The 20,742-nt window shown below is 67.0% G+C and carries 21 protein-coding genes and 1 pseudogene; 14 read left to right on the plus strand and 8 right to left on the minus strand.

Annotated elements, in window-relative coordinates; all coding sequences use genetic code 11:
- Positions 1-150 precede the first annotated feature (150 nt).
- From IBX22_RS32740 to IBX22_RS32750, 3 genes and pseudogenes are all read left to right on the plus strand, one after another.
- Positions 151-825, plus strand: a complete 675-nt coding sequence (locus IBX22_RS32740) for a PAS and ANTAR domain-containing protein (RefSeq protein ID WP_375540305.1) — start codon at positions 151-153, stop codon at positions 823-825.
- Positions 826-905: 80 nt separating this feature from the next.
- A pseudogene (locus tag IBX22_RS32745) lies at positions 906-1,163 on the plus strand (ANTAR domain-containing protein); the annotation flags it as partial.
- Entirely contained in the window at positions 1,160-1,831 is a 672-nt protein-coding gene (locus tag IBX22_RS32750) for a S1 family peptidase (protein WP_194819676.1), read from the plus strand. The pseudogene IBX22_RS32745 and the gene IBX22_RS32750, both read left to right, overlap by 4 nt.
- Positions 1,832-1,897: 66 nt before the next feature.
- Here the strand turns inward: IBX22_RS32750 and IBX22_RS32755 are convergent, their stop codons facing one another.
- Both IBX22_RS32755 and IBX22_RS32760 read right to left on the minus strand, forming a co-directional pair.
- Entirely contained in the window at positions 1,898-2,137 is a 240-nt protein-coding gene (locus IBX22_RS32755) for a CsbD family protein (RefSeq protein ID WP_194819677.1), read from the minus strand.
- A gap of 171 nt (positions 2,138-2,308) precedes the next feature.
- Positions 2,309-3,337 carry a crotonase/enoyl-CoA hydratase family protein gene (locus tag IBX22_RS32760; protein ID WP_194819678.1) on the minus strand — a complete coding sequence of 343 codons (1,029 nt, stop codon included), beginning with the start codon at positions 3,335-3,337 and terminating at the stop codon, positions 2,309-2,311.
- Between the two features lie 72 nt (positions 3,338-3,409).
- On the opposite strand from IBX22_RS32760, the gene IBX22_RS32765 reads away from it, so the two are divergent.
- Entirely contained in the window at positions 3,410-5,041 is a 1,632-nt protein-coding gene (locus IBX22_RS32765) for an acyl-CoA dehydrogenase family protein (RefSeq protein ID WP_194819679.1), read from the plus strand.
- A gap of 9 nt (positions 5,042-5,050) precedes the next feature.
- Here IBX22_RS32765 and IBX22_RS32770 read toward each other — a convergent pair whose 3' ends face one another.
- Positions 5,051-5,767, minus strand: a complete 717-nt coding sequence (locus tag IBX22_RS32770; protein ID WP_194819820.1) for a PaaX family transcriptional regulator C-terminal domain-containing protein — start codon at positions 5,765-5,767, stop codon at positions 5,051-5,053.
- A 465-nt stretch (positions 5,768-6,232) separates the two neighbouring features.
- Here IBX22_RS32770 and IBX22_RS32775 point away from each other — a divergent pair, with 465 nt between their 5' ends.
- The 5 genes from IBX22_RS32775 to IBX22_RS32795 all read left to right on the plus strand — a co-directional run bounded on the left by IBX22_RS32775 (position 6,233) and on the right by IBX22_RS32795 (position 13,718).
- Positions 6,233-7,858, plus strand: a complete 1,626-nt coding sequence (locus IBX22_RS32775; RefSeq protein ID WP_194819680.1) for a hypothetical protein — start codon at positions 6,233-6,235, stop codon at positions 7,856-7,858.
- Positions 7,859-8,069: 211 nt separating this feature from the next.
- A complete protein-coding gene (locus tag IBX22_RS32780; RefSeq protein WP_194819681.1) occupies positions 8,070-10,568 on the plus strand; it encodes an MFS transporter in 2,499 nt (832 codons plus the stop codon).
- Positions 10,569-10,647: 79 nt separating this feature from the next.
- On the plus strand, positions 10,648-11,517 hold the full coding sequence (locus IBX22_RS32785) for a PHB depolymerase family esterase (RefSeq protein WP_194819682.1): 870 nt from the start codon (positions 10,648-10,650) through the stop codon (positions 11,515-11,517).
- An 85-nt stretch (positions 11,518-11,602) separates the two neighbouring features.
- Entirely contained in the window at positions 11,603-12,958 is a 1,356-nt protein-coding gene (locus tag IBX22_RS32790; protein ID WP_194819683.1) for an AIM24 family protein, read from the plus strand.
- Positions 12,959-13,007: 49 nt separating this feature from the next.
- Positions 13,008-13,718: a Mut7-C RNAse domain-containing protein gene (locus IBX22_RS32795; protein WP_194819684.1), complete on the plus strand. Its 711-nt coding sequence runs from the start codon at positions 13,008-13,010 to the stop codon at positions 13,716-13,718.
- Between the two features lie 28 nt (positions 13,719-13,746).
- On the opposite strand, the gene IBX22_RS32800 is transcribed toward IBX22_RS32795, so the two are convergent.
- Positions 13,747-15,324: an ATP-binding protein gene (locus IBX22_RS32800; protein WP_309234885.1), complete on the minus strand. Its 1,578-nt coding sequence runs from the start codon at positions 15,322-15,324 to the stop codon at positions 13,747-13,749.
- A 214-nt stretch (positions 15,325-15,538) separates the two neighbouring features.
- On the minus strand, positions 15,539-15,760 hold the full coding sequence (locus tag IBX22_RS32805; RefSeq protein WP_194819685.1) for a hypothetical protein: 222 nt from the start codon (positions 15,758-15,760) through the stop codon (positions 15,539-15,541).
- Here IBX22_RS32805 and IBX22_RS37710 point away from each other — a divergent pair.
- Genes IBX22_RS37710 through IBX22_RS32820 form a run of 3 tightly spaced genes read left to right on the plus strand, consistent with a single transcriptional unit; the run spans position 15,669 to position 16,834 of the window.
- On the plus strand, positions 15,669-16,046 hold the full coding sequence (locus IBX22_RS37710) for an Rv3235 family protein (RefSeq protein WP_228540026.1): 378 nt from the start codon (positions 15,669-15,671) through the stop codon (positions 16,044-16,046). The two genes, IBX22_RS32805 and IBX22_RS37710, sit on opposite strands and share 92 nt — an antisense overlap.
- Before the next feature lie 40 nt (positions 16,047-16,086).
- Positions 16,087-16,308: a hypothetical protein gene (locus IBX22_RS32815; RefSeq protein ID WP_194819687.1), complete on the plus strand. Its 222-nt coding sequence runs from the start codon at positions 16,087-16,089 to the stop codon at positions 16,306-16,308.
- Positions 16,309-16,357: 49 nt separating this feature from the next.
- Positions 16,358-16,834, plus strand: a complete 477-nt coding sequence (locus IBX22_RS32820; protein ID WP_194819688.1) for a lytic transglycosylase domain-containing protein — start codon at positions 16,358-16,360, stop codon at positions 16,832-16,834.
- A gap of 13 nt (positions 16,835-16,847) precedes the next feature.
- Here IBX22_RS32820 and IBX22_RS32825 read toward each other — a convergent pair whose 3' ends face one another.
- Positions 16,848-17,453: a C40 family peptidase gene (locus IBX22_RS32825; RefSeq protein ID WP_194819689.1), complete on the minus strand. Its 606-nt coding sequence runs from the start codon at positions 17,451-17,453 to the stop codon at positions 16,848-16,850.
- Positions 17,454-17,808: 355 nt separating this feature from the next.
- Between IBX22_RS32825 and IBX22_RS32830 the strand changes: the two genes are divergently transcribed.
- Positions 17,809-18,078, plus strand: a complete 270-nt coding sequence (locus tag IBX22_RS32830) for a DUF2277 domain-containing protein (RefSeq protein ID WP_194819690.1) — start codon at positions 17,809-17,811, stop codon at positions 18,076-18,078.
- Positions 18,079-18,082: 4 nt separating this feature from the next.
- Here the strand turns inward: IBX22_RS32830 and IBX22_RS32835 are convergent, their stop codons facing one another.
- Both IBX22_RS32835 and IBX22_RS32840 read right to left on the minus strand, forming a co-directional pair.
- Positions 18,083-18,370: a hypothetical protein gene (locus IBX22_RS32835; protein ID WP_194819691.1), complete on the minus strand. Its 288-nt coding sequence runs from the start codon at positions 18,368-18,370 to the stop codon at positions 18,083-18,085.
- Positions 18,371-18,425: 55 nt separating this feature from the next.
- Positions 18,426-19,733: a phosphatase PAP2 family protein gene (locus tag IBX22_RS32840; protein ID WP_194819692.1), complete on the minus strand. Its 1,308-nt coding sequence runs from the start codon at positions 19,731-19,733 to the stop codon at positions 18,426-18,428.
- Between the two features lie 246 nt (positions 19,734-19,979).
- Here IBX22_RS32840 and IBX22_RS38405 point away from each other — a divergent pair, with 246 nt between their 5' ends.
- Positions 19,980-20,738, plus strand: a complete 759-nt coding sequence (locus tag IBX22_RS38405; protein WP_194819693.1) for a (2Fe-2S)-binding protein — start codon at positions 19,980-19,982, stop codon at positions 20,736-20,738.
- The last annotated feature ends 4 nt before the right edge of the window (positions 20,739-20,742 follow it).

Genomic DNA, 20,742 nt, shown 5'->3' on the forward strand with positions numbered 1-20,742 from the left:
CGCCAATACCCGCGCACCGGCCCGCGGCGCGTGGCACGATCCCGCCATGTTCTCACCGCGGTACCGCGCGCGTTATTGCGGGTCGGCCACAATCGAGTGGCGTATGCGCCCAATGCGGTATGTCACCGCGATGCAGCGGATACTTGGTCAGTGACCGAGATCGGGCAGCTCGACCCAGATAGTGCGAGCGTCGTCGAACGAGTGATTGCTGGACATCCGCAGAACATCGGCAGTTTTCGTTTCTGGTTCGCCGATCAGTGCTGGGAGTGGTCCGACGAGGTGGCGGCGCTACACGGTTACGAACCGGGCAGTGTCGTCCCGACGACCGAGTTGCTGCTGTCGCACAAGCACCCGGACGACCGCGCCGAGGTCGCGCACACCCTGGCCGCGGTGACCACCACCGGCGAGGCCTTCTGCTCGCGGCACCGCATCCTCGACACCGGCGGTGAGATCCACGAGGTGATCGTCGTCGGCGACCACCTGCTGGACGAGGGCGGCGCGGTGGTCGGCACCACCGGCTACTACATCGACGTCACCGACACCCTGCAGGAGAGCCGGCGCGCCACCCTGGACGAGACCTTGCCGGACCTGATCGAGGCCCGGGCGGTCATCGAGCAGGCCAAGGGGGTGCTGATGCTGGTCTACGGGGTGGGCTCGGAGCAGGCGTTCAAGGTGCTGCAATGGCGGTCCCAGGAGACCAACACCAAGCTGCGGCGGGTGGCCGAACAGCTGGTCAGCGCGATCGGCGAGCTCGGCGGCGCACCGGTCGGTTTCCGGTCCCGATTCGATCATCTGCTGCTCACCATGCACGAACGCCCGTTGTAGATTTCCATACGTGTGTACCCGGGTTGCCTGGGTAGTGCGTAGGTATGACTGGCGTGGATGGGGAGCTACTTGATCCAGAGGCCTCGCGGGCGGTCATCGAACAAGCCAAGGGTGCGCTGATGCTGGTGTACGGCTTGACCGCGGAGCAGGCCTTCGACGTGCTACGGAAGCGTTCCCAGGAAACCAACACCAAATTACGGGTGCTGGCGAGCAGACTGGTAGCGGAGTTGCCGGAAATGTCGCGCTCGCGGGCCGCGGTGGCCTTCCTCCGCTCGCGTTTCGATCAATTGCTACAGCACGAGTTCCTATGGGTGACGTCGGAAGCGAGAGTGCGATGAACGAACGAGCCGGGCACCGATCCATCGGCGTGGTCTGCGCGGCCGCCGCGATCACCGTGGCCGCCGCCGGAACCGCGCTGGCGGGTAGTGAACCACCGGTGGTGGGTGGCGGGTCCGGCATCATCATCGACAACCAGGCGCAATGCACGCTGACGACGGTCGGCTACGACCGCGCCGGTCGGCTGCTGGGGCTGACCGCCGGGCACTGCGGTGACGCCGGGGCCAAGGTGGTGGCCGAGGCCAACCCCAATTTCGGTGTGGTCGGCCGCTTCGTCTACTCCAATCCGGATCTGGATTACGCCCTCATCGAATTCACGCCGGGGCGGATCAATCCCGTTGCGCGGATGGGGGATACGACGATCACCGGGATCGGCGCGCCGGCGCAGTTCCCGGCTGTGGTGTGCAAGAAGGGGCGGACCACCGGCACGAGTTGCGGTGTGGTGTGGGGCAATCTGCGCGCGGCGCACCACGAGACGTGGACCCAGATGTGTGTGCTCGAAGGCGACTCGGGCGCGCCGGTGATGGCGGGCTCGACCCTGGTCGGGATGGTGAACGCCTACCTCGGGGTCGGGTGCCTGGGGCCGGAGGTGGGCACGAACATGGCGGCGATCAGCGCCGATCTGGAGGCGCGCGATGAGGTCGGCGCCGGGTTCCACCCGATCCAGTAATAGTTCGCCACCGCAAACCTGAGCGCAGCGACGGAGACCGTCGCTGCGCTCAGAATTACCGCGGGGCTACTTGTCGGGGTTGCGGTGCATGGCGTCCTTGGCCTTGTCGGCCAGGCCTCCGAGGGTGTTCTTCACCTCGTCGAGACCCTCCTTGGCGCCTTCAGCAGCGTCGTGGAGCACACCCTTGACCTTCGCCTCGGCCTGATCGGCCTTGCCTTCCTGGCGCAGGCCCTTGTCGCCGGTGGCGTGGCCCGCGGCTTCTTTGGCTTTGCCGCCGGCTTCGTCGATCTTGTCGCGAAGAGACATCGAAAACCTCCGATCGATTCCGCGCCCGCGGTGGGCGCAGTTCCGATACTGCCTCGCATTGCACCAGCGCGCACACGGCAATCGATGAGAAGCCGGTCACCAAGGCCGGTCATCGCAGGTTTCCGGGCGCTATTGCGACCCAATGGTGTCTCTACCGTTACTTCCAAGCAACTACTGCTCTGGCTTTTCGAACTGGCTGCGCTTCCAGTCGCCGTACGGTTCGTCGCGTTCGCGCACCGCTTCCCGGAAGCCGGTGGTCGCCGCGCGCAGCTGGAAGGCGTAACCCTCGCGGGTGTGCCGGGAGATGCCGTCGAAAACGGTGCTGATCATGCCGGAGTTCTGCACACCCTGGGCCAGTAGCGCGCTGTTGAGCGCGAGTTTGGCCATGATCAGCTGGTTGACCGGCATCCGCGCGATGCGCTCGAGCAGGGCCTCGGTGCGCTCGTCGAGCTGGTCGGCGGGCGGCGCCTCGACCGCCAGCCCCCACTCCTCGGCCTGCTTGCCGGACAGGCAGTCGCCGGTGAACAGCAGCCGTTTGGCGCGCTGGTCGCCGAGGCGATGCGCCCACATGCCCGCCGCCGGAATGCCCCAGACCCGGGTGGGCGGATAGCCGATCTTGGTGTCGTCGGCGCAGATGATCTGGTCGGCGTACAGCGCGATATCGGTGCCGCCGGCCACCGCGAAGCCGTGCAGTTTCGCCACGGTCGGCTTGTTGGCGTAGAGCAGGCTGGCGAAGCCCCGGTTGAAACGGCTCATCATGGCGTAGTCGACCATGGGATCCCAAGTGCCCCAAGGGTTGTGGTTGGCGGCCTGGACGCCGGGATCGAGCACCGTGCCGGCGGTGTCGTGTGTGCCGACGCCGAGATCGAAGCTGTTCTCGGCGAAGATCGACAGGTCGTAGCCGCCGCAGAAACCCTTGCCGCGGCCCGAGACCACCATGACGTGCACGCGCGGGTCCAGGTCGGCGCGTTCGACGGCGTGCGCCAGCTCGATCGGGGTGTCGGCGGTGATGGCGTTGCCGTGCTCGGGGCGGTTGAAGGTGATGCGCGCGATCCGGCCGTCGACCTCGTAGGTGAGGGTGCGGTAGGTGGTGCTGTCGTCGGCGGGTAGCGGGCGACCGGCCCAGGGGGCGTCGGGGCCGTCGGTGAGGCCTTCGTACCAGGCCGCGGGGCGGGTGCCGGAGTGCTTCTCGGAATCCATGCCGCCATCGTATTACATACTTATGTCGAGTGATCATGTATTGTAATACTGAGGTCGGCGTTAGGAGCTTCCATGAGTACGCACGCGGTGACGAATCAGGTTCCGCCCCTTGTCGACTACGACCTCGCCGAGCAGCCGGTGCTGCTGGAGGCGCTGGGTCGGGCAGGCGCGGAGCACGCACTCGACGAATTACACGAGATCGGGCGGCTCGCCGGCAGCGCCGCGGCGCAACAGCTGGGTGACCTGGCCGAAGCGCATCCGCCGGTGCTGAAGACGCACGACCGGTACGGGCACCGCGTCGACGAGGTGGTCTACGACCCCAGCTACCACCAGCTGATGACCCATGCCGTGGGCTTCGGACTGCACGGCGCGGTGTGGGCCGACACCCGGCCGAATCCACACCTGACCCGGGCGGCGAAGCTGAGCGTGTGGGGTCCCGTCGACGCCGGGCACGGCTGCCCGATCTCGATGACCTACGCCGTGGTTCCGGCCTTGCGTGCCAACCCTGAGCTGGCCGCGCAGTACGAGCCGCTGCTCACCGCCCGCGAATACGATCCGGGGCTGCGCGCGCCGCTGACCAAGCGCGGACTGATCGCGGGCATGTCGATGACCGAGAAGCAAGGTGGCTCCGATGTGCGGGCCAACACCACCACCGCGGTGCCGCAGCCGGACGGCAGCTACCGGATCACCGGGCACAAGTGGTTCACCTCCGCGCCGATGTCGGACCTGTTCCTCACCCTCGCGCAGGCGCCGGGCGGGCTGTCGTGCTTCCTGGTGCCGCGGGTCCTGCCCGACGGTTCACGCAATCACTTTGCGCTGCAACGACTCAAGGACAAGCTCGGCAACCGCTCCAATGCCAGTAGCGAGGTCGAATACGACAACACCCTCGGCTGGCTGGTCGGCCCCGAAGGCCGGGGTGTGCCGACCATCATCGAGATGGTCAACCTGACCCGGCTCGACTGCACGATCGGCGCCGCCACCGCCATGCGCACCGGCGTGGCACAGGCCGCGCATCACGCCGCGCACCGGAAAGCCTTCGGCGCCAGTCTGTCCGAGCAGCCGCTGATGCGGAATGTGCTGGCCGACCTGGCGGTCGAAGCCGAAGCCGCCAGCACCGTCGCGATGTGGCTGGCCGACCTCACCGACCAGGCCGTCGCCGGTGTCGAGGGCGCGGACCAGCTGCGCCGAATCTCGTTGGCGGTCAGCAAGTATTACGTGTGCAAGCGCGGGCCGATGCATGCCGCCGAAGCGCTGGAATGCCTGGGCGGCAACGGCTATGTCGAGGAATCGCGCATGCCGCGGCTGTATCGGGAAGCGCCGCTGCTGTCGATCTGGGAAGGGTCCGGCAATGTCGCGGCCCTGGATACCTTGCGCGCCATGGCGAAACAGCCGGAAACCCTGGCCGCCTACTTCGACGAGGTGAAGCGAGCCGCGGGCGCCGACAAGCACCTCGACGCGGCGATCACCCGCCTGGAAGGGCAGTTCGGCGACTTCGACACCATCCAGCACCGCGCCCGCCGCGTCGTCGGCGATATGGCGCAGGTATTACAGGCCTCGCTGCTGGTGCGTTACGGCCATCCGGCGGTCGCCGACGCGTTCACCGTCAGCCGTTTGGGCGGTGAACACGGCGATGTCTTCGGGACGCTGCCCACCGGCCTGGACACCGCCGCGATCATCGACCGGGCAACTCCGAAAGTCGGCTGACGGCGCGGGTCACTGGACGAAGTTCTGCTCCGCGAAAGCGATGAATTCCGTTCGGAATCCCTCGTATTCGGCGCGCAGTCGCATTCCGGGCCAGTCGGCGGGCAGCAGTGGTTCGGGCAGCAGCGGATCGTCGAGAATGTGGCGCACCGCCGCGGCCGCCACCTCGAAGCGATCCGCCATCGTCTTCCCGGACTCGAACGCCCGCAGCAGCCGTTCCGCGTCCCGAGCCCAATTCTTCGGCGCGAAAAGGGATTCCGCGAGCTTGACCGGAGCGGTCTGCGGTTCGGCGGTGAACTGAACGATGCGCCGGGTGGCGTCCCGCCCGAGCGCGATGTCGATATTGCCTGGCCGGGTCCACACCCCCTCGCGCAACTCGGCCACCTTGTTGGCGCGCATGGAGTCACGGAACGCGATGCGCGCACTGGCCTCGGCGCCGACCGTCGTCACCACCGCCATGTACCAGCGCCCGTCCCATTCCCGCTGCACCGGGCGCAGCGCCGCATCCTGGCGGCGCTGCCGCTCGATCAACCGTTGCGAGAGCCGATAGACGCTGTTGCTGCGCTCCAGATCCCCCGCGGCCACCATCCGCGTCAGCGCCACCCGCACCGCCGACTGCTGCAACCCCAGCTCCTCGGCCACCGTCACGATCCAGCTGACCGGCGCCTCCGCCGGATGCGCCCCCAGCAGCGCACTGAGAATCGCCGACCGAGCGGTCAGCTTCCGCATCGCCACTGTCGTCCACCTCGCCTGGGAAAGGGCCGGGAATCGGCCAGCCGGAAAGTCTACAGAGCTGCACCGATCCCACGATTCCCCGATCGCCCCAGCCGGTCGGAAATGTGCGGGTGCGTTGCTGGGGCGGGCAGCTGGCAGGCCGGATACGGGGGTGACCCCGGTGATCTTGGCCCCGGTCGAGTATGGCAATCTGAGACACGTCATTTTCGTTGCTGCCCAGGGGCTTTCGATCAGACTTCGTTTCACTTCCGATTTATGGAAAGTGTCCGCAATGCGCTGCCGTAATGGTCGTTCCGTATACCGCAGCGGACCGTGTGTCGCCGCGCGCCACGCCGAGTTTGGCGTGCCATTGGCAAATCAACGGTTTCGCAGGCGGCGGCCATCGACTATGAATGCTTGGGTGCCGAACCCAACCGCGACTACAAGTCTCCCCCCGAGCGTCCGCAGTGGGGGGCCCCGATGACCATCGAGCATCCCATCGAGGACGAGGTGACACAGCTGGCAAGGCGGGTCGAGAAGGCCCGGGGCCGGCTGGCCTGGCAATTCGATCCCGCGCTCACCGAAGCGCTGTCCGAGGACGAGCTACACGCAGAACGTGAACTCGCCGAACGGATCCGGGAACAAGATCGGGGCCAGCGCTGGAAGGAAGTGCAGGCACTGGCCGGGGCCGCCGACCGCGCCAGGCAGACCACCGAAGCAATCGAGAAGGCCGATATGCGTGATCTTCTGGTCGCCCGCAAGGCAATTGCCGCGCAACGGCGCGAATCCAGCCCGCATGCCCGGCTGGCCTCGCTGTACCGGCATCGGGCCTGGTCACTGCGTGCACTGGCCGGCGTGGTCGGCGCGGGCATGCTGTGGTCGGCGGTGAATGTGCAGCACAATATCGCGCCGGGCGGGCCCTCGGATCCGCTGTTCTGGTTCAGCTATCTGCTCGAAGGCATGATCAGCGTCTGTTTGATCATCATCATGATCGGCACCAACAAGGTGTCCGAGTGGGGGGTCGTCGACAATCGCGGGCAGGTTGCCCTCGCCGAGCTGGCACTGCTGGGCCTGACCGTCTGTCTGAACACCTATCCGTACCTGCGGGTCGGTGAGTGGTACGAGGTGGCCGTGCACGCCATCGCGCCGGTGATGATCGGTGTCGCGCTACTCATTCACGACGCCGCGAGCGCGCGCTACGGACTGGCCATCGCCCGGGCCACCGAGCAGGTCAAGGAGATGCCGGACCCGGTCGAGCGCATTCGGCGGCAGTTGCCCTCGCTCGCGGGGTACACGCGCAGTGCCACGGCCAAGGTGGCCGCGGCCAAGGAAGCCGAACCTGTCGTCGAACCGGAGCCGGTCGACGAGGTCGTGGCAGAACCGGTGGCGGAAGCCGCGGTCGAGGTCACCGAGATGCTCCCGCCGCCTTTGCCGCCCGCGGCGCGCAACGGCAAGCGCAATGGTGCGCCGGTGCCGAACGGTGTGCACGTGGCCACCGCGCCGCGTCCGGCGCCGGAGAAGCGCCGTGCGCCAGTCGATTCCGGCAAGGTCGCCGCAGTGCTCAATACCGACCAGCCGGTACAGGCGAAGATGAACGGTCGGCCCGCACCCGCCGCGAGTGCCGAAAAGCGGGTCGCGCCAGTCGTTGTCGAGAACCGGCCGAAGGTGGCCGAGAACCGTCCGACGGTGGTCGAGACGCGTCCGGTAGTGGTCGAGACGCGTCCGGCGGCAGAGACCCGTCCAGTGGTGGCCGAAAGCCGCCCGGCGGTAGTCGAGGCTCGTCCCGTGGTGGCCGAGCCGCGCCCGGCCACGCGCGTGAGCACGCAGAAGCCGGTCGCGGCGGTACAGGTCGCCTCGGAGCCGGCCCCGCCGGCGAAGGCCCGCAAGGTCGAAGCGCCGGTGCCGCAGCCGGAGGTCACCGTGGTGGCCGAACGCAAGCCGTCGAGCAAGCCCACCCCGGCCGAAAAGGCAAGTGCCCCAGAGCCGGATCCGCTCTACGACACCGGCCAGTTCCGGGTTGCCGACATCCTCGAACAGGAGCTCGCCGAGCTCCAGGCCGAGCGTCGCAAGGCCCGCACGAGCAAGCAGCGGACGGCTACCCGCTGAGCATTCCGGCACCGTGACACCCCTGCCCCCGCACCTGGACGAGGTGCCGGGGGAGGGGTGTCAATGCGCACTCGATGCACGGTCTCTATAGTTGCCCGCAGATCGCTTGTGGCGCTTGGCGCTACCGCGTGCGCATGTTCGAGATGTACCGCACGACTTTGATTTACCGCAGACCCCTTCCGGATGGTCGATCGAAGCTGAGGGCCCCTACATGACGAACTCGACAACCACCTCGCTGTCGCACCGGCAGGTCCTGACCATCCTGTCCGGTTTGTTATTGGGCATCTTCCTGGCCGCCCTGGACCAGAACATCGTCAGCGTGGCGATCGTGCCGATAGCCAACGACCTGCACAGTTTCGATGAACAGGCCTGGGCCACAACGGCATACCTGATCACCGCGACGGTCAGTACGCCGCTGTACGGCAAGCTCGCCGACATCTACGGCCGGAAACCCTGCTACCTCATCGCGATCGGGGTGTTCGTCCTCGGCTCGATCGCCTGCACTTTCGCCACGTCCATGTACGAGCTCGCGGCCTTCCGCGCCTTCCAGGGCTTGGGCGCGGGCGGTTTGATGTCGCTGGCGTTCACCATCCTCAGCGATATCGTGCCGGCCCGCGAAAGAGTGCGCTACCAGGGCTATTTCATGGTGGTCTTCGGCTCTTCGACGGTGTTGGGCCCGGTGCTCGGCGGCTTCTTCTCCGGCTACGACGAGCTCGTGCGGCTGGACGGCTGGCGCTGGGTGTTCCTGGTGAACGTGCCGATCGGCGTGCTCGCCTTCGTGGTCGTCGCCAAATTCCTGAACGTTCCGCACGTGCGTCAGAAACAACGCATCGACTGGTTCGGTGCGCTGATGCTGACCGTCGGTGTGGTGCCGCTGCTGATCATCGCCGAGCAGGGTCGCGAGTGGGGCTGGGAGTCCCAGCGCGCGCTCATCTGTTACGGCGTCGCGGCCTCGGGTGTGCTGCTGTTCATCATCGTGGAATTGCTGATGAAGGACGCCGCCCTGATTCCGATGCGGCTGTTCGACAATTCCACCTTCAGCGTGTCCATTCTCGGCGGCTTCATTGTCGGTGTCGCGATGTTCGGCGCCATTGTCCTGGTGCCGCTGTATTTCCAAGTGGTGCGCGGATATTCACCGACGAAGTCGGGTTTGCTGATGCTGCCGCTGGTGGTCGGTATCATGATCGGCGCGCAGATCTCGGGGATGGTCACCCAGCGCACCGGCAGATACAAGATGCTGCCCGTGGGGGGCTGTTTCCTCATCACGATCGGCGCGGTGCTGCACGCCCAGGTGGAGTTCGACAGCCCGCTGTGGCAGCCGCTGGTCTGCGGCGGTGTGATCGGCGCCGGGCTCGGCTTCTGCATGCAGACGCTGATCATCGCCGCGCAGAACGCCGGACCCCTGCAAGACATGGGCGTGTCCACCGCCGCGGCGACCTTCTTCCGGCAGATGGGCGGCACGCTCGGCGTCGCCATCTTCCTGACGATTCTGTTCAATCTGTTGCCGCACAAGATCATCGACGCGTTCGGCGGGCAGCTGCCCGCGGGCTTCGACACCACGCAGCTCGGCGGCATCACCAGCGATGCCAGCGGCATCGGCAACATGCCCGAGGAGTTGAGAACCCCGGTCCTGATCGGCTTCACCGATGCCATGAACGGCGTGTTCTATACCGCCGCGGGCGTGGCCCTGGTCGCCGGTCTGGTGCTGCTGTTCATGAGAGAGCTTCCGCTGCAAGACGATCCGGTCGAACTGCTGATAGTTTCCGACGCCGCGCGCGAGCCGCACCCGGACGACGAGCACGACTGGGACGGGGCGGCCCAGGCCCTGTTGTCCGAACCCGAACCTGAACCGGCCGGCGACGAAGAAGAGGACGAGGACGTGGACGAAGCGGCCTTCGCCGAAATCGAGCACGGGCATCCGTCGCTGACCGGCCGCATTCATCACGAAGACGGCAGACCCGTGCCCGAGGCCGCGCTCACCCTGATCGACAAGCGCGGCCACCAGGTCACCCGCGCCACCGGCGACAGTTACGGCGACTACGCCATCTACGCGCCCGAGCCCGGCACCTACGTCCTGATCGTCTCCGCCGCCGGCCACCAGCCCACCGCCATCAGCGTGGTCGCCGGCCCCTGGCCCCAGCAGCTGGATCTCACCCTCATGGGTTCGAGCGAGGTATCGGGCGTGGTGCGCTCGGTCGTCAGCGGCAATCCCATCGACGGCGCTACCGTCACGCTCACCGATCGGCGCGGCGAGGTGGTCGGCGCCGCCATCACCACCGAGGACGGCCATTTCGTCTGCCACGACGTGGTTTCCGGCAGCTATACCCTGGTGGTGATCGCGGAGCACATGCGTCCGTACGCGGCCGCGCTCACCGTGCCGCACACCGGCCTGCTGCGCCACGACATCGATATGGATCCGATGGCGGTACTCGCCGGGATCGCCGTGGCCGACGGAAGAGCCGTGCCGGACGTGCAGATCATGGTGCTGGATGTAGCGGGCGATCTCACCGCGACGGTGCGCACCGATGAGGAAGGGCTCTACGTCGTCCCGGATCTGCCCGAAGGCGAATACACCGTGGTGGCGCGAGGATACCCGCCGATCACCAGCCGCGTCACCGTGTCCGGCGGGGAAGTCGAACACAATGTGCGCCTGGGTTATGGCCGGGAGATCGACGAGGAGTTACTCGATCGCGCCGACGCAAACGGGTAAACCGCGATTGGCGCGTGGACGCCATTGCGGCGCAACGAATTCGGCTACATCGGAGGCATTGTCGTGCCATAGTTGGGCGATGTCGTGGCTACGCAATATTGGTGCCATCGCGATCGCTCTGACCGCCGTAGTGGCGGTGGCCTGTGGTGATTCCGACCCACCGCCGCCCGCGGATAAACCCGGGCCGGGTGACCAGACCGTCGACCTCGAATTCGACGGTAAGGCAAGGGCTTACACGGTGCACGCACCGCCGGGTTATGACGGCAAGACCGCACTGCCGGTGGTGGTCGTAATGCATTACCGCCCGGGGACTTCCGCGGAGATCGCCCAGACCTCCGGGATGAATGCCAAAGCGGATCAGGAGAATTTCCTCGTCGTCTATCCGCAGGGACTGAACGAGGCCTACAACGCTTTGGTCTGCTGCGGCTCCGAGGATGACGTCGGGTTCATCAAGCAGGTGGTCGCCCGGATGACCGAGCAGTGGAAAGCCGACCCGAAACGCGTTTACGCGACCGGCATTTCGAACGGCGCGGACATGTCGTACAAGCTCGCGGTGGAAGTGCCCGGGACCTTCGCCGCCATCGCGCCGGTGAGTGGTGGGTTCATCGGTGACAAGGCGTTGAAAGACGCGGCCTATAAACCGGCCACACCGGTTTCGGTGATCACCTTCCTCGGCGGCAAGGATCGGGCCGCCGCCCAGCTCGGTCTCGGGATCGAAACCTGGCAGCAGCGGCAGGGCTGCGCGGCGGAACCGGTGCCGCAGGCACTTCCGCGGGGGATCACGCTGACCGCGGGGAAGTGTGCCGATGGCAGCGACGTACAGGTCTACAAGATGCCGGAGATGAACCACTCGTGGCCCGGCGGGCAGCGCGGCGGTCTGGTGGATCCCGCCGCCGGAGTCAGCGCCACCGACCTGATGTGGGAATTTTTCAAAACACACACCAGGTGAACTGGCACTCTGCCGAGTCGCACGGCAAACTCGATGGGGTGTTTCGCAAACTCCATGGAGTGGCAGAAAACAGCGGAGCGAACCGGTGACCGCGCTGGCTCGCGGTGAGAACCGGCCCGCACCCGGCGACCAGCTGACGGTCACTGTTGCCTGCACCGATCCCGTCGATGTGTCCGCGCTGCTGCTCGGCGCGAACGGCAAGGTGCGCTCCGACTCCGACTTCGTGTTCTTCAATCAGCCGGTCGGGCCGGGCGTCACCTACCGGCACGGCGGCGGCGGGCCCGACGTGGTCGAGGTGCGGACCTCCGCGCTGCCCGCCGACGTCGACAAAGTCGTGGTGACAGCGAGCCTGGACCGGCCCGGCACCTTCGCCGCAGCGGGCTCGCTGCTGGCGACCATCGGATCATCCTCCGGCACATTGACCTTCCCGATGACGGGGCTCAGTACCGAGACCGCTGTGGTGTGCGTGGAGATCTATCGGCGCGGCGGCGCGTGGAAGGTGCGCGCTGTCGGGCAGGGCTACGACAACGGATTGGCCGGTATCGCAACGGCATTCGGGGTCAATATCGACGACGAGCCCGCAGCGCCTCCCTACCAGCAGCCACCGCCTCCGGCCTACCAGCAGCCACCCGCCCCGGCGTATCAACCGCCGCCGCAACCCGCCTACTCGGCCCCGCCGCAATTCCAGCAAGGAGCACAGCCGATGCAGAGCGATCTGTTCAACCCGAGTTTCGCCGAAGCCACCGGCCCCGGCATCCAGAAGCAGGGCGGCAAGATGATCAAGGTCGCCGTCGCCGGGGAGGTGATGGCGCGCACCGGTTCGATGGTCGCCTACCAGGGCGATCTGCAGTTCAAGGCGCTCGGCTCGGGCGGCATCGGCCGCGCCATCCAGCAGCGCCTCACCGGTGAGGGCGTCCCGCTCATGAAGGTCACCGGCCGCGGCGACCTGTTCCTGGCCAACGCCGCCGCCGACGTGCACACCGTCGACCTGGACGGCACCGACGGGCTCACCATCAACGGATCCAACGTTCTGGCTTTCGACTCGAGCCTGCGCTACGACGTGAAGATGGTCTCCGGCGCCGCCGGAGTCGCCAGCAACGCAGGCCTTTTCAACTGTGTCTTCACCGGCCGCGGCCGCATCGCCATCACCACGCACGGCTCCCCGGTGGTGCTTCAGGTGGACCAGCCCACCTTCGCCGACCCGCAGGCCGCCGTCGCCTGGTCCTCCAGTTTGAGCACCGGCATCAAACGCAACGATTCCTTCGGCCTGAGCCGCCTCATCGGCCGCAGCACCGGCGAGGGGTTGACGCTGTCGTTCTCCGGCCGCGGTTTCGTCATCGTGCAGCCTTCGGAGCTGCCGCCCGGCGGACTGCTCGGCGGCACCGGCGGCGGGCAGCAGGCCGGTCAGTCCGGCGGCGCCCTCGGCGGCCTGTTCAGCTGAGATCGAAATAGGCTGGCTGCCCGGCCGTTCCCGCTGGCATGCTGGCGAGATGAGTGAATCGGGGATCACCATCGAGTTCGCGCCGGAGCTACACGTGTTCGTCGCGGCGGCCTTGCGCAACGGCGGCGCGTCGGTACGAACCGACGGCGCCTCGACCCTCGGCCATGTGGTGGAGTCCCTGGGCGTCCCGCTAACGGAGGTGGGAGAACTGCTGGTCGACGGCCGCACTGTCCGGCCCGCACACGTCCCCGCTGCCGGTGAGTCCATCGCGGTCCGGGCGTTCCCGCGCCCCCAAACCTGCCCCGCGCCCTTACGTTTCCTCCTCGACATCCACCTCGGCACCCTCGCCCGCCGCCTGCGCCTGCTCGGCCTCGACGCCGCCTACGAGAACCCCGACATCGGCGACGCCGCCCTGGCGACCCGCTCCGCCACCGAACGCCGCATCCTGCTCTCCCGCGACCGCGGCCTCCTGCGCCGCCGCGAAATCTACGCCGGCGCCTACATCTACAGCCACCGCCCGCCCGAGCAACTCGACGACGTCCTCACCCGCTTCGCCCCGCCGCTGTCGCCGTGGACGCGCTGCACCACCTGCAACGGCCTGCTCCGTCCGGCTCCGCACGCCACCCCCCGAACCTCGGGAGCCGCCACTACGTTCGCCGAATGCGCCGACTGCGGCCAGACCTACTGGAAGGGCGCGCACCACAGCCGCCTCGATGCCATCGTCACCCACGCCACTGCGCAGATCGCCCGGCTCCGCTGAGCTACTCGGCTACCACACCCCCGCGACGTCAGGCGCGAAGCAAGGTGACGATCCGCCCGGACGGCGTCTGCGCTTTGTCGAACCCGGTGCGTTCGCCGATCGGCGCAGCCGTAGGCCGCCGATCGAAGATCACCAGTGTGCCGGTGTCGAGGCTGAGCCGGTCGAGGTAGCTGTCGATCTGGGTCAAACCCTCAGCGAGGGGGTCGGCCTGATGTCCGGCCCATACCTTCAGCTCCAGTGCCTCGCGCTGCTCGGCCTTACGTCCGTGTTCATCGGAATAGGGTTGGCGAACAAGCAGATCGATGCGTCCTCGGCCGACGCCGAGCTCGCGGTCCACAAATCCCGCGCCGTTGACGATGCGGTGCAGATATGCCATCAGCACCAACTGTGCGGCCGCCTCGTGATAGTTCTCGCGAGCTGCGAGCACGTCGCCGTGCTGAACCCAGAAGGTCGCGAACTCCTGCAGCAAATGCGGAAAGTCGATTCGGCCATCGGGCAGGCGAAAGCTCGACGGTTGAGCCGAGATGCTGCGCTCGGTGTTGTCACCGAGCACCCGCACGATCACTTCCTGATAGATCGGGTTCGCGATCCGCAACTCTTTACCCTGCGCGATCAAACCCAAATCCCTGGTGTAGGAGACATCGTTGTCGAATTCGGGAACCGACCTGGCAACCTCGCCGACAATGATCGGCTCGAGCACTCGCCGCACGCGCGGATCGTTGAGCTTGTCGATCAGTGAATCCAAATGGGTTGCCCGTGCGAGGATCAGCCGTTCTTTGGCTTGCTCGACGTGATCGATCGTGATCGCCTCACGAACGCCCATCTCACCCAGGATTTCCCAAGCCAGCGCGTTCACCAACCACGGTTGGCCCTGGGTGTACCAGAAGGCCAGATCTATGGCTTTGCTGTCGAATTCCTGTCCCGTAGCGGCGGTGTGCTGACCGTAGAGCTGGCTAACCTCGAGTTTGGTGAAGTCACCGACGCGAAGGGACTTGATCTTGATGTTGAACGGGCTCGCCCCACCCAGCCGCGCCGGGTCACCTCCGGCGGCGGCCTTGTAGTCCCGGACATCCCGCATGCCGCAGAGAACCACCGAATGCACAAAGCTCCTACGGTTCTCGATGAATCCGGTCCGCAGCTGCCGCAGCACGCTGATCAGACCCTCGCCGCGCAAAGCGTCGATCTCATCGAGAAACAACACCAGCGGACGCGGGCATTGGCGCACCCATTCCCGCAGACCGAATTCCAGCCGGTTGCCTGGAGGCGCGTCCGGCCATGGGTCGGGTGGCTGCAACTCCGGGGGCACGCCATGGCGCCGGGCCGCCTGCCGGATCCGGTGCAGCAAGGTCAGCTCCACAGCGGCGTAGTCATCGCCCATGGGGCCGCCGCACTCGCAGGATGCATATAGCGCCGCGTAGTGCCCCTCGGCATTCAACTCATCGGCCAGGCTCAACAGCGCCGTAGTCTTGCCCGACTGCCGGGGCGCGTGCACGACGAAGTAGAAGCCGAACTCAACGTAACCCTGTGCCTGGGGCAACCGTTCGTCGGCGGGGATCATGTAGTGCAGGTCCTGAAGACACGGACCTGCCGTGTTGAAGTACCTCACCCGGCACACCCTACTGACCTGGCTACTCGACACGCCCGGCGATCTTCGATCCCCGAAAGTTGTGTAACGGTTCCTCGGTCACGGACGAGTAGAGGGCAACTCATGCGGAATCCGTATGAATCCCGCGGTGTTGGCGCTCGGTGGCGGGGCCGGGCTCGAGGATGGGGAAAGTTGCCGTGAACGAAGCTCGTAGGTACTTACGGCCGGCACCGAATTACGAACCGCCCCTGCGGAATTGCGGCTGCGGGCCGCGCCGCCGGGTGGAGGTGGAGGCGGCCTGGGTGGATCCGCCGGTGGTGCGGGAGGTGCCCTGCGCGGCCGATCGCCGCGCTATCTCGCCGCGGATGCGGAAACTGGCGGCGGGGCAGCCTTCGCCGGTGGTGGGGGAAGCCCGTTCCGCCGCAAGGGCATTCGCCGATCGGGTGTTACGGGCCACGTTGGAGGTGCTGGATCATCGCCGGCCCGTGACACAGCTTCGGGGCATGGTGAGCACGCAGGTACTGGAGGCGCTGCGCACCATGGTGGCCTGTGATTCGGCGCCGAGCAGGGAGCTCGGGGCCGCCGCGCTGGGTCCCGTCGACGTGATCATGGTCGATGCCGAGAACGCCGAGATCTGCGCACGATATGTGCGCGGGCACCGCACGCTCGCCATCGCTGCCCGGGCCCGGTTCGTCCGCGGGATCGGCTGGCAGCTGACGGTCTTCCGGGTGCTGGGGGTCTAGCGGTGCGTGGATCGATTCCGCTGCCGGGGCGGTGAGCCGGATGCCGAAGCGCTATTCACCGCAGGTGCGGGCGGAAGCGGTCCGTCTGGCGCTCGAGTACGTCGAGGCGAACGGGTCGGCCTATGCCGCGGCGCGGGCGATCGGGCCGATGGTCGGGGTGCACTACGAGACGCTGTGGATGTGGACCAAACAGGCGCTGTCGGAAAGGGCTTGGCGCGCCCGGCCCGGGCACTCCGGCGTGGCAACCGCACCCGACAGTTAACTAATGGTTTGCTCGAATTCGCATCATGCATGCGGAAGGAGCAAATCTCATGGTCCGAAGTGTTTCATTGACGGCTGCTGCCTTCTGTGCGGTGTTGCTGAGTGCTGCTCCCTCGGCCGCCGAGCCCGGTAGGGGCGGTCCTACGGCCGCCGAGTACGCCGCCGCCCAGATACCGAACTGCGAGACCCCGGAGTGCGCCGCCGCCGTCCGGCAGGCGGGCATGACGATGGCTCTGGTCCGCGCGACGAACAAACTGATCGCGCTGTCGATCGTGCCCGTCCATCAGTTCCATGCCTTCGACATGGTCATCACCCGCGAAAGCGGCTGGAACCATCTGGCCCGCAACCCCAGCAGCGGCGCCTACGGCCTCGGCCAGGCCCTACCGCCGGAGAAGATGTTCACCCACGGCCTCGACTGGATGGTCAACCCGGTCACCCAGATCCGCTGGACCTACGACTACATGAACAAGCGCTACGGCGGCCCCGCCGGCGCCTGGGCGTTCTGGCAGGCCAATCACTGGTACTGAAAGGCTGACTGGATCAGGCCTCGACCGGACGACGGATGCTGTCGATCGGCATCTGGTCGACCGGGGCGTAGGTGACGTCCTGGCCCGAACTCGGGGCGTGGACGACCTGGCCGTTGCCGGCGTAGAGGGCAGTGTGCGAGCCGCCGTTGTAGATCACGACGTCGCCGGGCTGCGCGTCTTCCAGGGCGACGGGGGTGCCCACGTTCTCCTGCTGTTCGCTGGTGCGCGGCATATCGACGCCTTCCTGGCCGTAGGACCACTGCACCAGGCCGGAGCAGTCGAAGCCGCCGGGCTGGCTGCCGCCCCACACGTACGGGGTGCCGATCTGGGATTCCGCGGCCTGCAGGGCGCGCAGGCCTCTGGACGCCGACGGCGCCGGAGCGATCTGGCCGACCACGTCGCGCGCCTGGTCCTGGTACGGCTGCGGCACCTGGTTCAGCAGGTCCTGCGCCTGCGGCGAGGTGATCTGATCCTTGATGGGCTGCGGCACGTCCGGGATTTCGACGGCGCCGAAGCCGGGAACCTGGATGGTCTGGGCGAGCGCCGGGATGGCGGGCAGGGCGGCGGATCCGACGATGGCGCCTGCGATGACGGCGGCACGAAAACTAGGTTTGGCCATGAGGTTCAGCAATCTCCGTATTCGTCGTGCACCCGCGGTCCAGCGCTCGGGAAATGCGCAGACGGCTGCCGGGTCGGACCGGAAATCGGCCCTTCGCGACCTGGCTTACGCACGCGGCCGCGATTACCCCCGACGCCTGGGCGGGTGACTTGCTTGATCGCAAGATTGCTTCAAGTTTACTACGATACGGTAACGGGATTCAAACCGGTGTTGTTTCAGAATCCGATAACACCAGGTCATAACCGATAAATTGATCGTTATGGAGGCGGCGCACCGAGGGACGCTCGAGGATTGCCAATCCCGACATTCTGCCCTATAAGCGGCGCTTGTCGGTGCCGGCTCGTAGCCTCGGGATATGTGCCGAAACATCACCGCGTTGCGCGGGCTCGAGCCTGCGGCAACCCCAGAGGAAATTCAGGCGGCGGCCCTGCAGTATGTGCGCAAGGTCGGTGGCCTCTCCAGCATTTCCGCAGCAACTAAACCGGCGGTAGAAGAGGCGGTCGCGGACATTGCCGCGGCAACGGCTCGGCTACTGGCGCAGTTGCCGGATCGCAAGGTGCCGCCGAAGACGATCCCGCCGCTGCGCCGCCCGGAGGTCCAGGCGCGTATCCACGCGCACGACTGAGGCGTCAGGCCAGCTCTTCGAGATCGGCCAGTTGCGTGTGGACATAGGCCGCTATTCGATGTCGGGCGGCCGGTGGGAGTCGCGCTATGTCAGCGGCCGTCAACACCGGCTCGCTGGGCACCTGCACGTGATACTCGTCGGGTTCTGGCGTTTCTGTGACCACCGATAGGTGGTCCGGCCGGGGCACCGCCACGGGACGTTCAGGTTCGTCCGGGTCGGCTCCGGCTAATGCCGTGCGCACCATGTGAATCAGAATATTGCTAATCCGTTGGTATTGCGGCAAGTTCGCCATCGATGCAGGAAAGTGGGGTTGCCAGCAAACCCGAGGTTTGCAAAAGGAGAATTCGTTACGAGGTGATGCGTTCGGACGCGAACCAGGTGCGGTAGAAGGTGATTGCCAGAATGGCGAACAGCCCGAGGATCGCGACCCCCGACGGGAACGGATGGTTCGCCATGGTCAGGGGCAGATAGCGGATGGCCAGCAGCACGCTCGCGAACGTCGCGACACCCAGCGCCACCACCCGCACGCGAGCACGATCCCAGCCGCGCTCGGGGTCGCGCAAGATGGATTCGATGGTCAGGCACAGTGCCGCGCCCACAACGAGATCCACGCCGTAGTGCGCACCCAGGCCCAGGGTTGCGATGAGAGTGCAGACCAGCCAGAACACACCGCCCCAGCGCAGCCAGGCCGGCCCGCGCCGGGAGTGGATGAACAGCGACAGCGCCCACGCCGTGTGCAGTGACGGCATGCAGTTGCGGGGCGTGATCCCGTCGAACGGCATTGCCTCGAGGGTGGCGGGCACGGGCGGGACGATATTCGGCCAGACATTCGCGAGTTCCATGCCGTTGCCCCAGGGCCCGAAGGCCAGGATCGGACCGACGACGGGGAACAGCAGGTAGAACAGCGGCCCGACCAGGCCGATGGTCAGGAACGTGCGCACCAGGTGGTGCCGCGGCCACCGGCCCGCGGTGACGCCGCGCAGCTGCCAGACGGCGACCACGATGGCCGCGACCGGCAGCTCGAAGTACACCCAGCGCACCAGGCTCTCGAACCACGGCGCGGCCTCCAGGACCTGCCCGGCCAGCCAGGACGGATTGCCCAGGGCTCGATCGGCCACCTGCACATAGGGATCGAGCACCATGGGACGGGCCCACGCGGTGATGTCCAGCCAGATCTCGCCGATCTTCGTCGCGAGGATCAGCAGCGCGCCGAGCGCGATGGTGCGCAGGGCGGTCTCGCGCTGGATGCCGGACCAGCGCACGGCGGCGAGGATCGCCAGCACGGTCAGCACGATGGTCGGGCCGTTGCCGATGGTGAACTTCGCGCCCTCGATCGCCCGGATCGCGACGAAGACCAGATCGAGCGCGACCGCGGAGGCCAGCGCGGTGACCCGCACCCGGTTGGTGACACCGACCAGCGCGAGCAGGAACCCGGCCCACGAGGTGCTCGCGGATTTCGGTATGCCGACGTAGTCGCGCGCCAGGCTGGTCAGCGGACCCAGCGCGTTGATGTGCAGCGCCATGGCCTGTCCGGCGACGAGCACCAGTACCGCGGCGGCGATGCCGCCCCAGATCGTGAGAGGACGGAAATGCCCTTCCCGCCGAACAATCCCGGCAGCGGGGGTCGAACGTTCGTGCGGGTCGAGAATGAGCATTCGGACATCGTAAACACGATGCGAACACCGCCGTACTTCGTGGTTAACAATCGGTACTGGTATTTGGGTCACGAAATGGCGTGTGCGCCAGACGAACCAGCTTCGCGATCGCCCCGCGCGGCAGTCACGGATGTGATGCGAGCAACGCGTCCGACCCCCTGAGCTCGCCGCACTGCCAGGATTGCCACTAGGTAAGGCTTACCTTAGTATTTGGCGGACGGACTCTCTCGGAAGGTGGGGCTACTCGTGCCGCTCGTCGACGCCTATCGGCGGCTAGGAGGACTGCTCCCCGTGGTGCGGGTCGGAGTGGGCCGTGCCGCGGGCGGTCAGTGGGTTCAAGGGGGTTCGCTCGCAACGGATTTCGCGGTCATCGAGCGCATGATCGAGGCGGAGGAGCAACGCGCCGTCGAGGCCTACGGTACGGCTCCCCGCCGGGATGTCGCCGCCACCTGGGTGCTGCGCCGGTACGCGTTCACCGCGTGCCTGGCCATGAGCGCGCCGTGGTTCTTGGAACGGCGCGTGCCCCGGGTCGCGCTGGATCGCGTCGCCTACGCCTGGCAGGACCGGGAACTGGTCGTCGAGGCCGACGAAATCATTTGCCTGCCAGGGGATTCCATTGCCCGGCGGGCCGACGTTCGCGCCGTCGCGGACGAGGAGGCGCTGGGCGCGGAGTTGCGCGGAGTTGTCGCCGCGCATCTGGCCCCGGTTCTCGATGCCTTCGGTCCGGTCATGCGCCGCCGGCCCCGGAGCATATGGGGCTTGGCCACCGACCAACTCGCGAGTGGGCTCTGGCATCTCGGCACCGCCCTCGGCCGGCCCGCGGCCGCCGCGGCGGCCGCGAACGTCCTGCTGCCCGGCGGGACTCCGCCGTACCTGGGCGGCGCGGGTTTCCGGCCCGGTCCGGACTCGGCCCGTACTCAGACCACCTGCTGTCTCTTCTATACGGTCCGGCCGGACGAGCTCTGTGCCACCTGCCCCCGCCTTGCGCAGATTAGGCATGCCTAACCTA

Source organism: Nocardia sp. XZ_19_385 (assembly GCF_015355755.1).
In the GTDB taxonomy this organism is placed as follows: Bacteria; Actinomycetota; Actinomycetes; order Mycobacteriales; family Mycobacteriaceae; genus Nocardia.

Excerpts from the sequence above, each read along its gene's own strand:
- IBX22_RS32765 (WP_194819679.1), top strand. The coding sequence starts at position 3,410 with ATGAGTACGCACGCGGTGACGAATCAGGTTCCGCCCCTTGTCGACTAC.
- IBX22_RS32780 (WP_194819681.1), top strand. The coding sequence starts at position 8,070 with ATGACGAACTCGACAACCACCTCGCTGTCGCACCGGCAGGTCCTGACC.
- IBX22_RS32775 (WP_194819680.1), top strand. The coding sequence starts at position 6,233 with ATGACCATCGAGCATCCCATCGAGGACGAGGTGACACAGCTGGCAAGG.
- IBX22_RS32840 (WP_194819692.1), bottom strand. The coding sequence starts at position 19,733 with ATGCTCATTCTCGACCCGCACGAACGTTCGACCCCCGCTGCCGGGATT.
- IBX22_RS32755 (WP_194819677.1), bottom strand. The coding sequence starts at position 2,137 with ATGTCTCTTCGCGACAAGATCGACGAAGCCGGCGGCAAAGCCAAAGAA.
- IBX22_RS32795 (WP_194819684.1), top strand. The coding sequence starts at position 13,008 with ATGAGTGAATCGGGGATCACCATCGAGTTCGCGCCGGAGCTACACGTG.
- IBX22_RS32825 (WP_194819689.1), bottom strand. The coding sequence starts at position 17,453 with ATGGCCAAACCTAGTTTTCGTGCCGCCGTCATCGCAGGCGCCATCGTC.
- IBX22_RS32770 (WP_194819820.1), bottom strand. The coding sequence starts at position 5,767 with ATGCGGAAGCTGACCGCTCGGTCGGCGATTCTCAGTGCGCTGCTGGGG.
- IBX22_RS32835 (WP_194819691.1), bottom strand. The coding sequence starts at position 18,370 with ATGGCGAACTTGCCGCAATACCAACGGATTAGCAATATTCTGATTCAC.
- IBX22_RS32750 (WP_194819676.1), top strand. The coding sequence starts at position 1,160 with ATGAACGAACGAGCCGGGCACCGATCCATCGGCGTGGTCTGCGCGGCC.
- IBX22_RS32820 (WP_194819688.1), top strand. The coding sequence starts at position 16,358 with ATGGTCCGAAGTGTTTCATTGACGGCTGCTGCCTTCTGTGCGGTGTTG.
- IBX22_RS37710 (WP_228540026.1), top strand. The coding sequence starts at position 15,669 with ATGCGGAAACTGGCGGCGGGGCAGCCTTCGCCGGTGGTGGGGGAAGCC.
- IBX22_RS32830 (WP_194819690.1), top strand. The coding sequence starts at position 17,809 with ATGTGCCGAAACATCACCGCGTTGCGCGGGCTCGAGCCTGCGGCAACC.
- IBX22_RS32760 (WP_194819678.1), bottom strand. The coding sequence starts at position 3,337 with ATGGATTCCGAGAAGCACTCCGGCACCCGCCCCGCGGCCTGGTACGAA.
- IBX22_RS32785 (WP_194819682.1), top strand. The coding sequence starts at position 10,648 with ATGTCGTGGCTACGCAATATTGGTGCCATCGCGATCGCTCTGACCGCC.
- IBX22_RS32815 (WP_194819687.1), top strand. The coding sequence starts at position 16,087 with ATGCCGAAGCGCTATTCACCGCAGGTGCGGGCGGAAGCGGTCCGTCTG.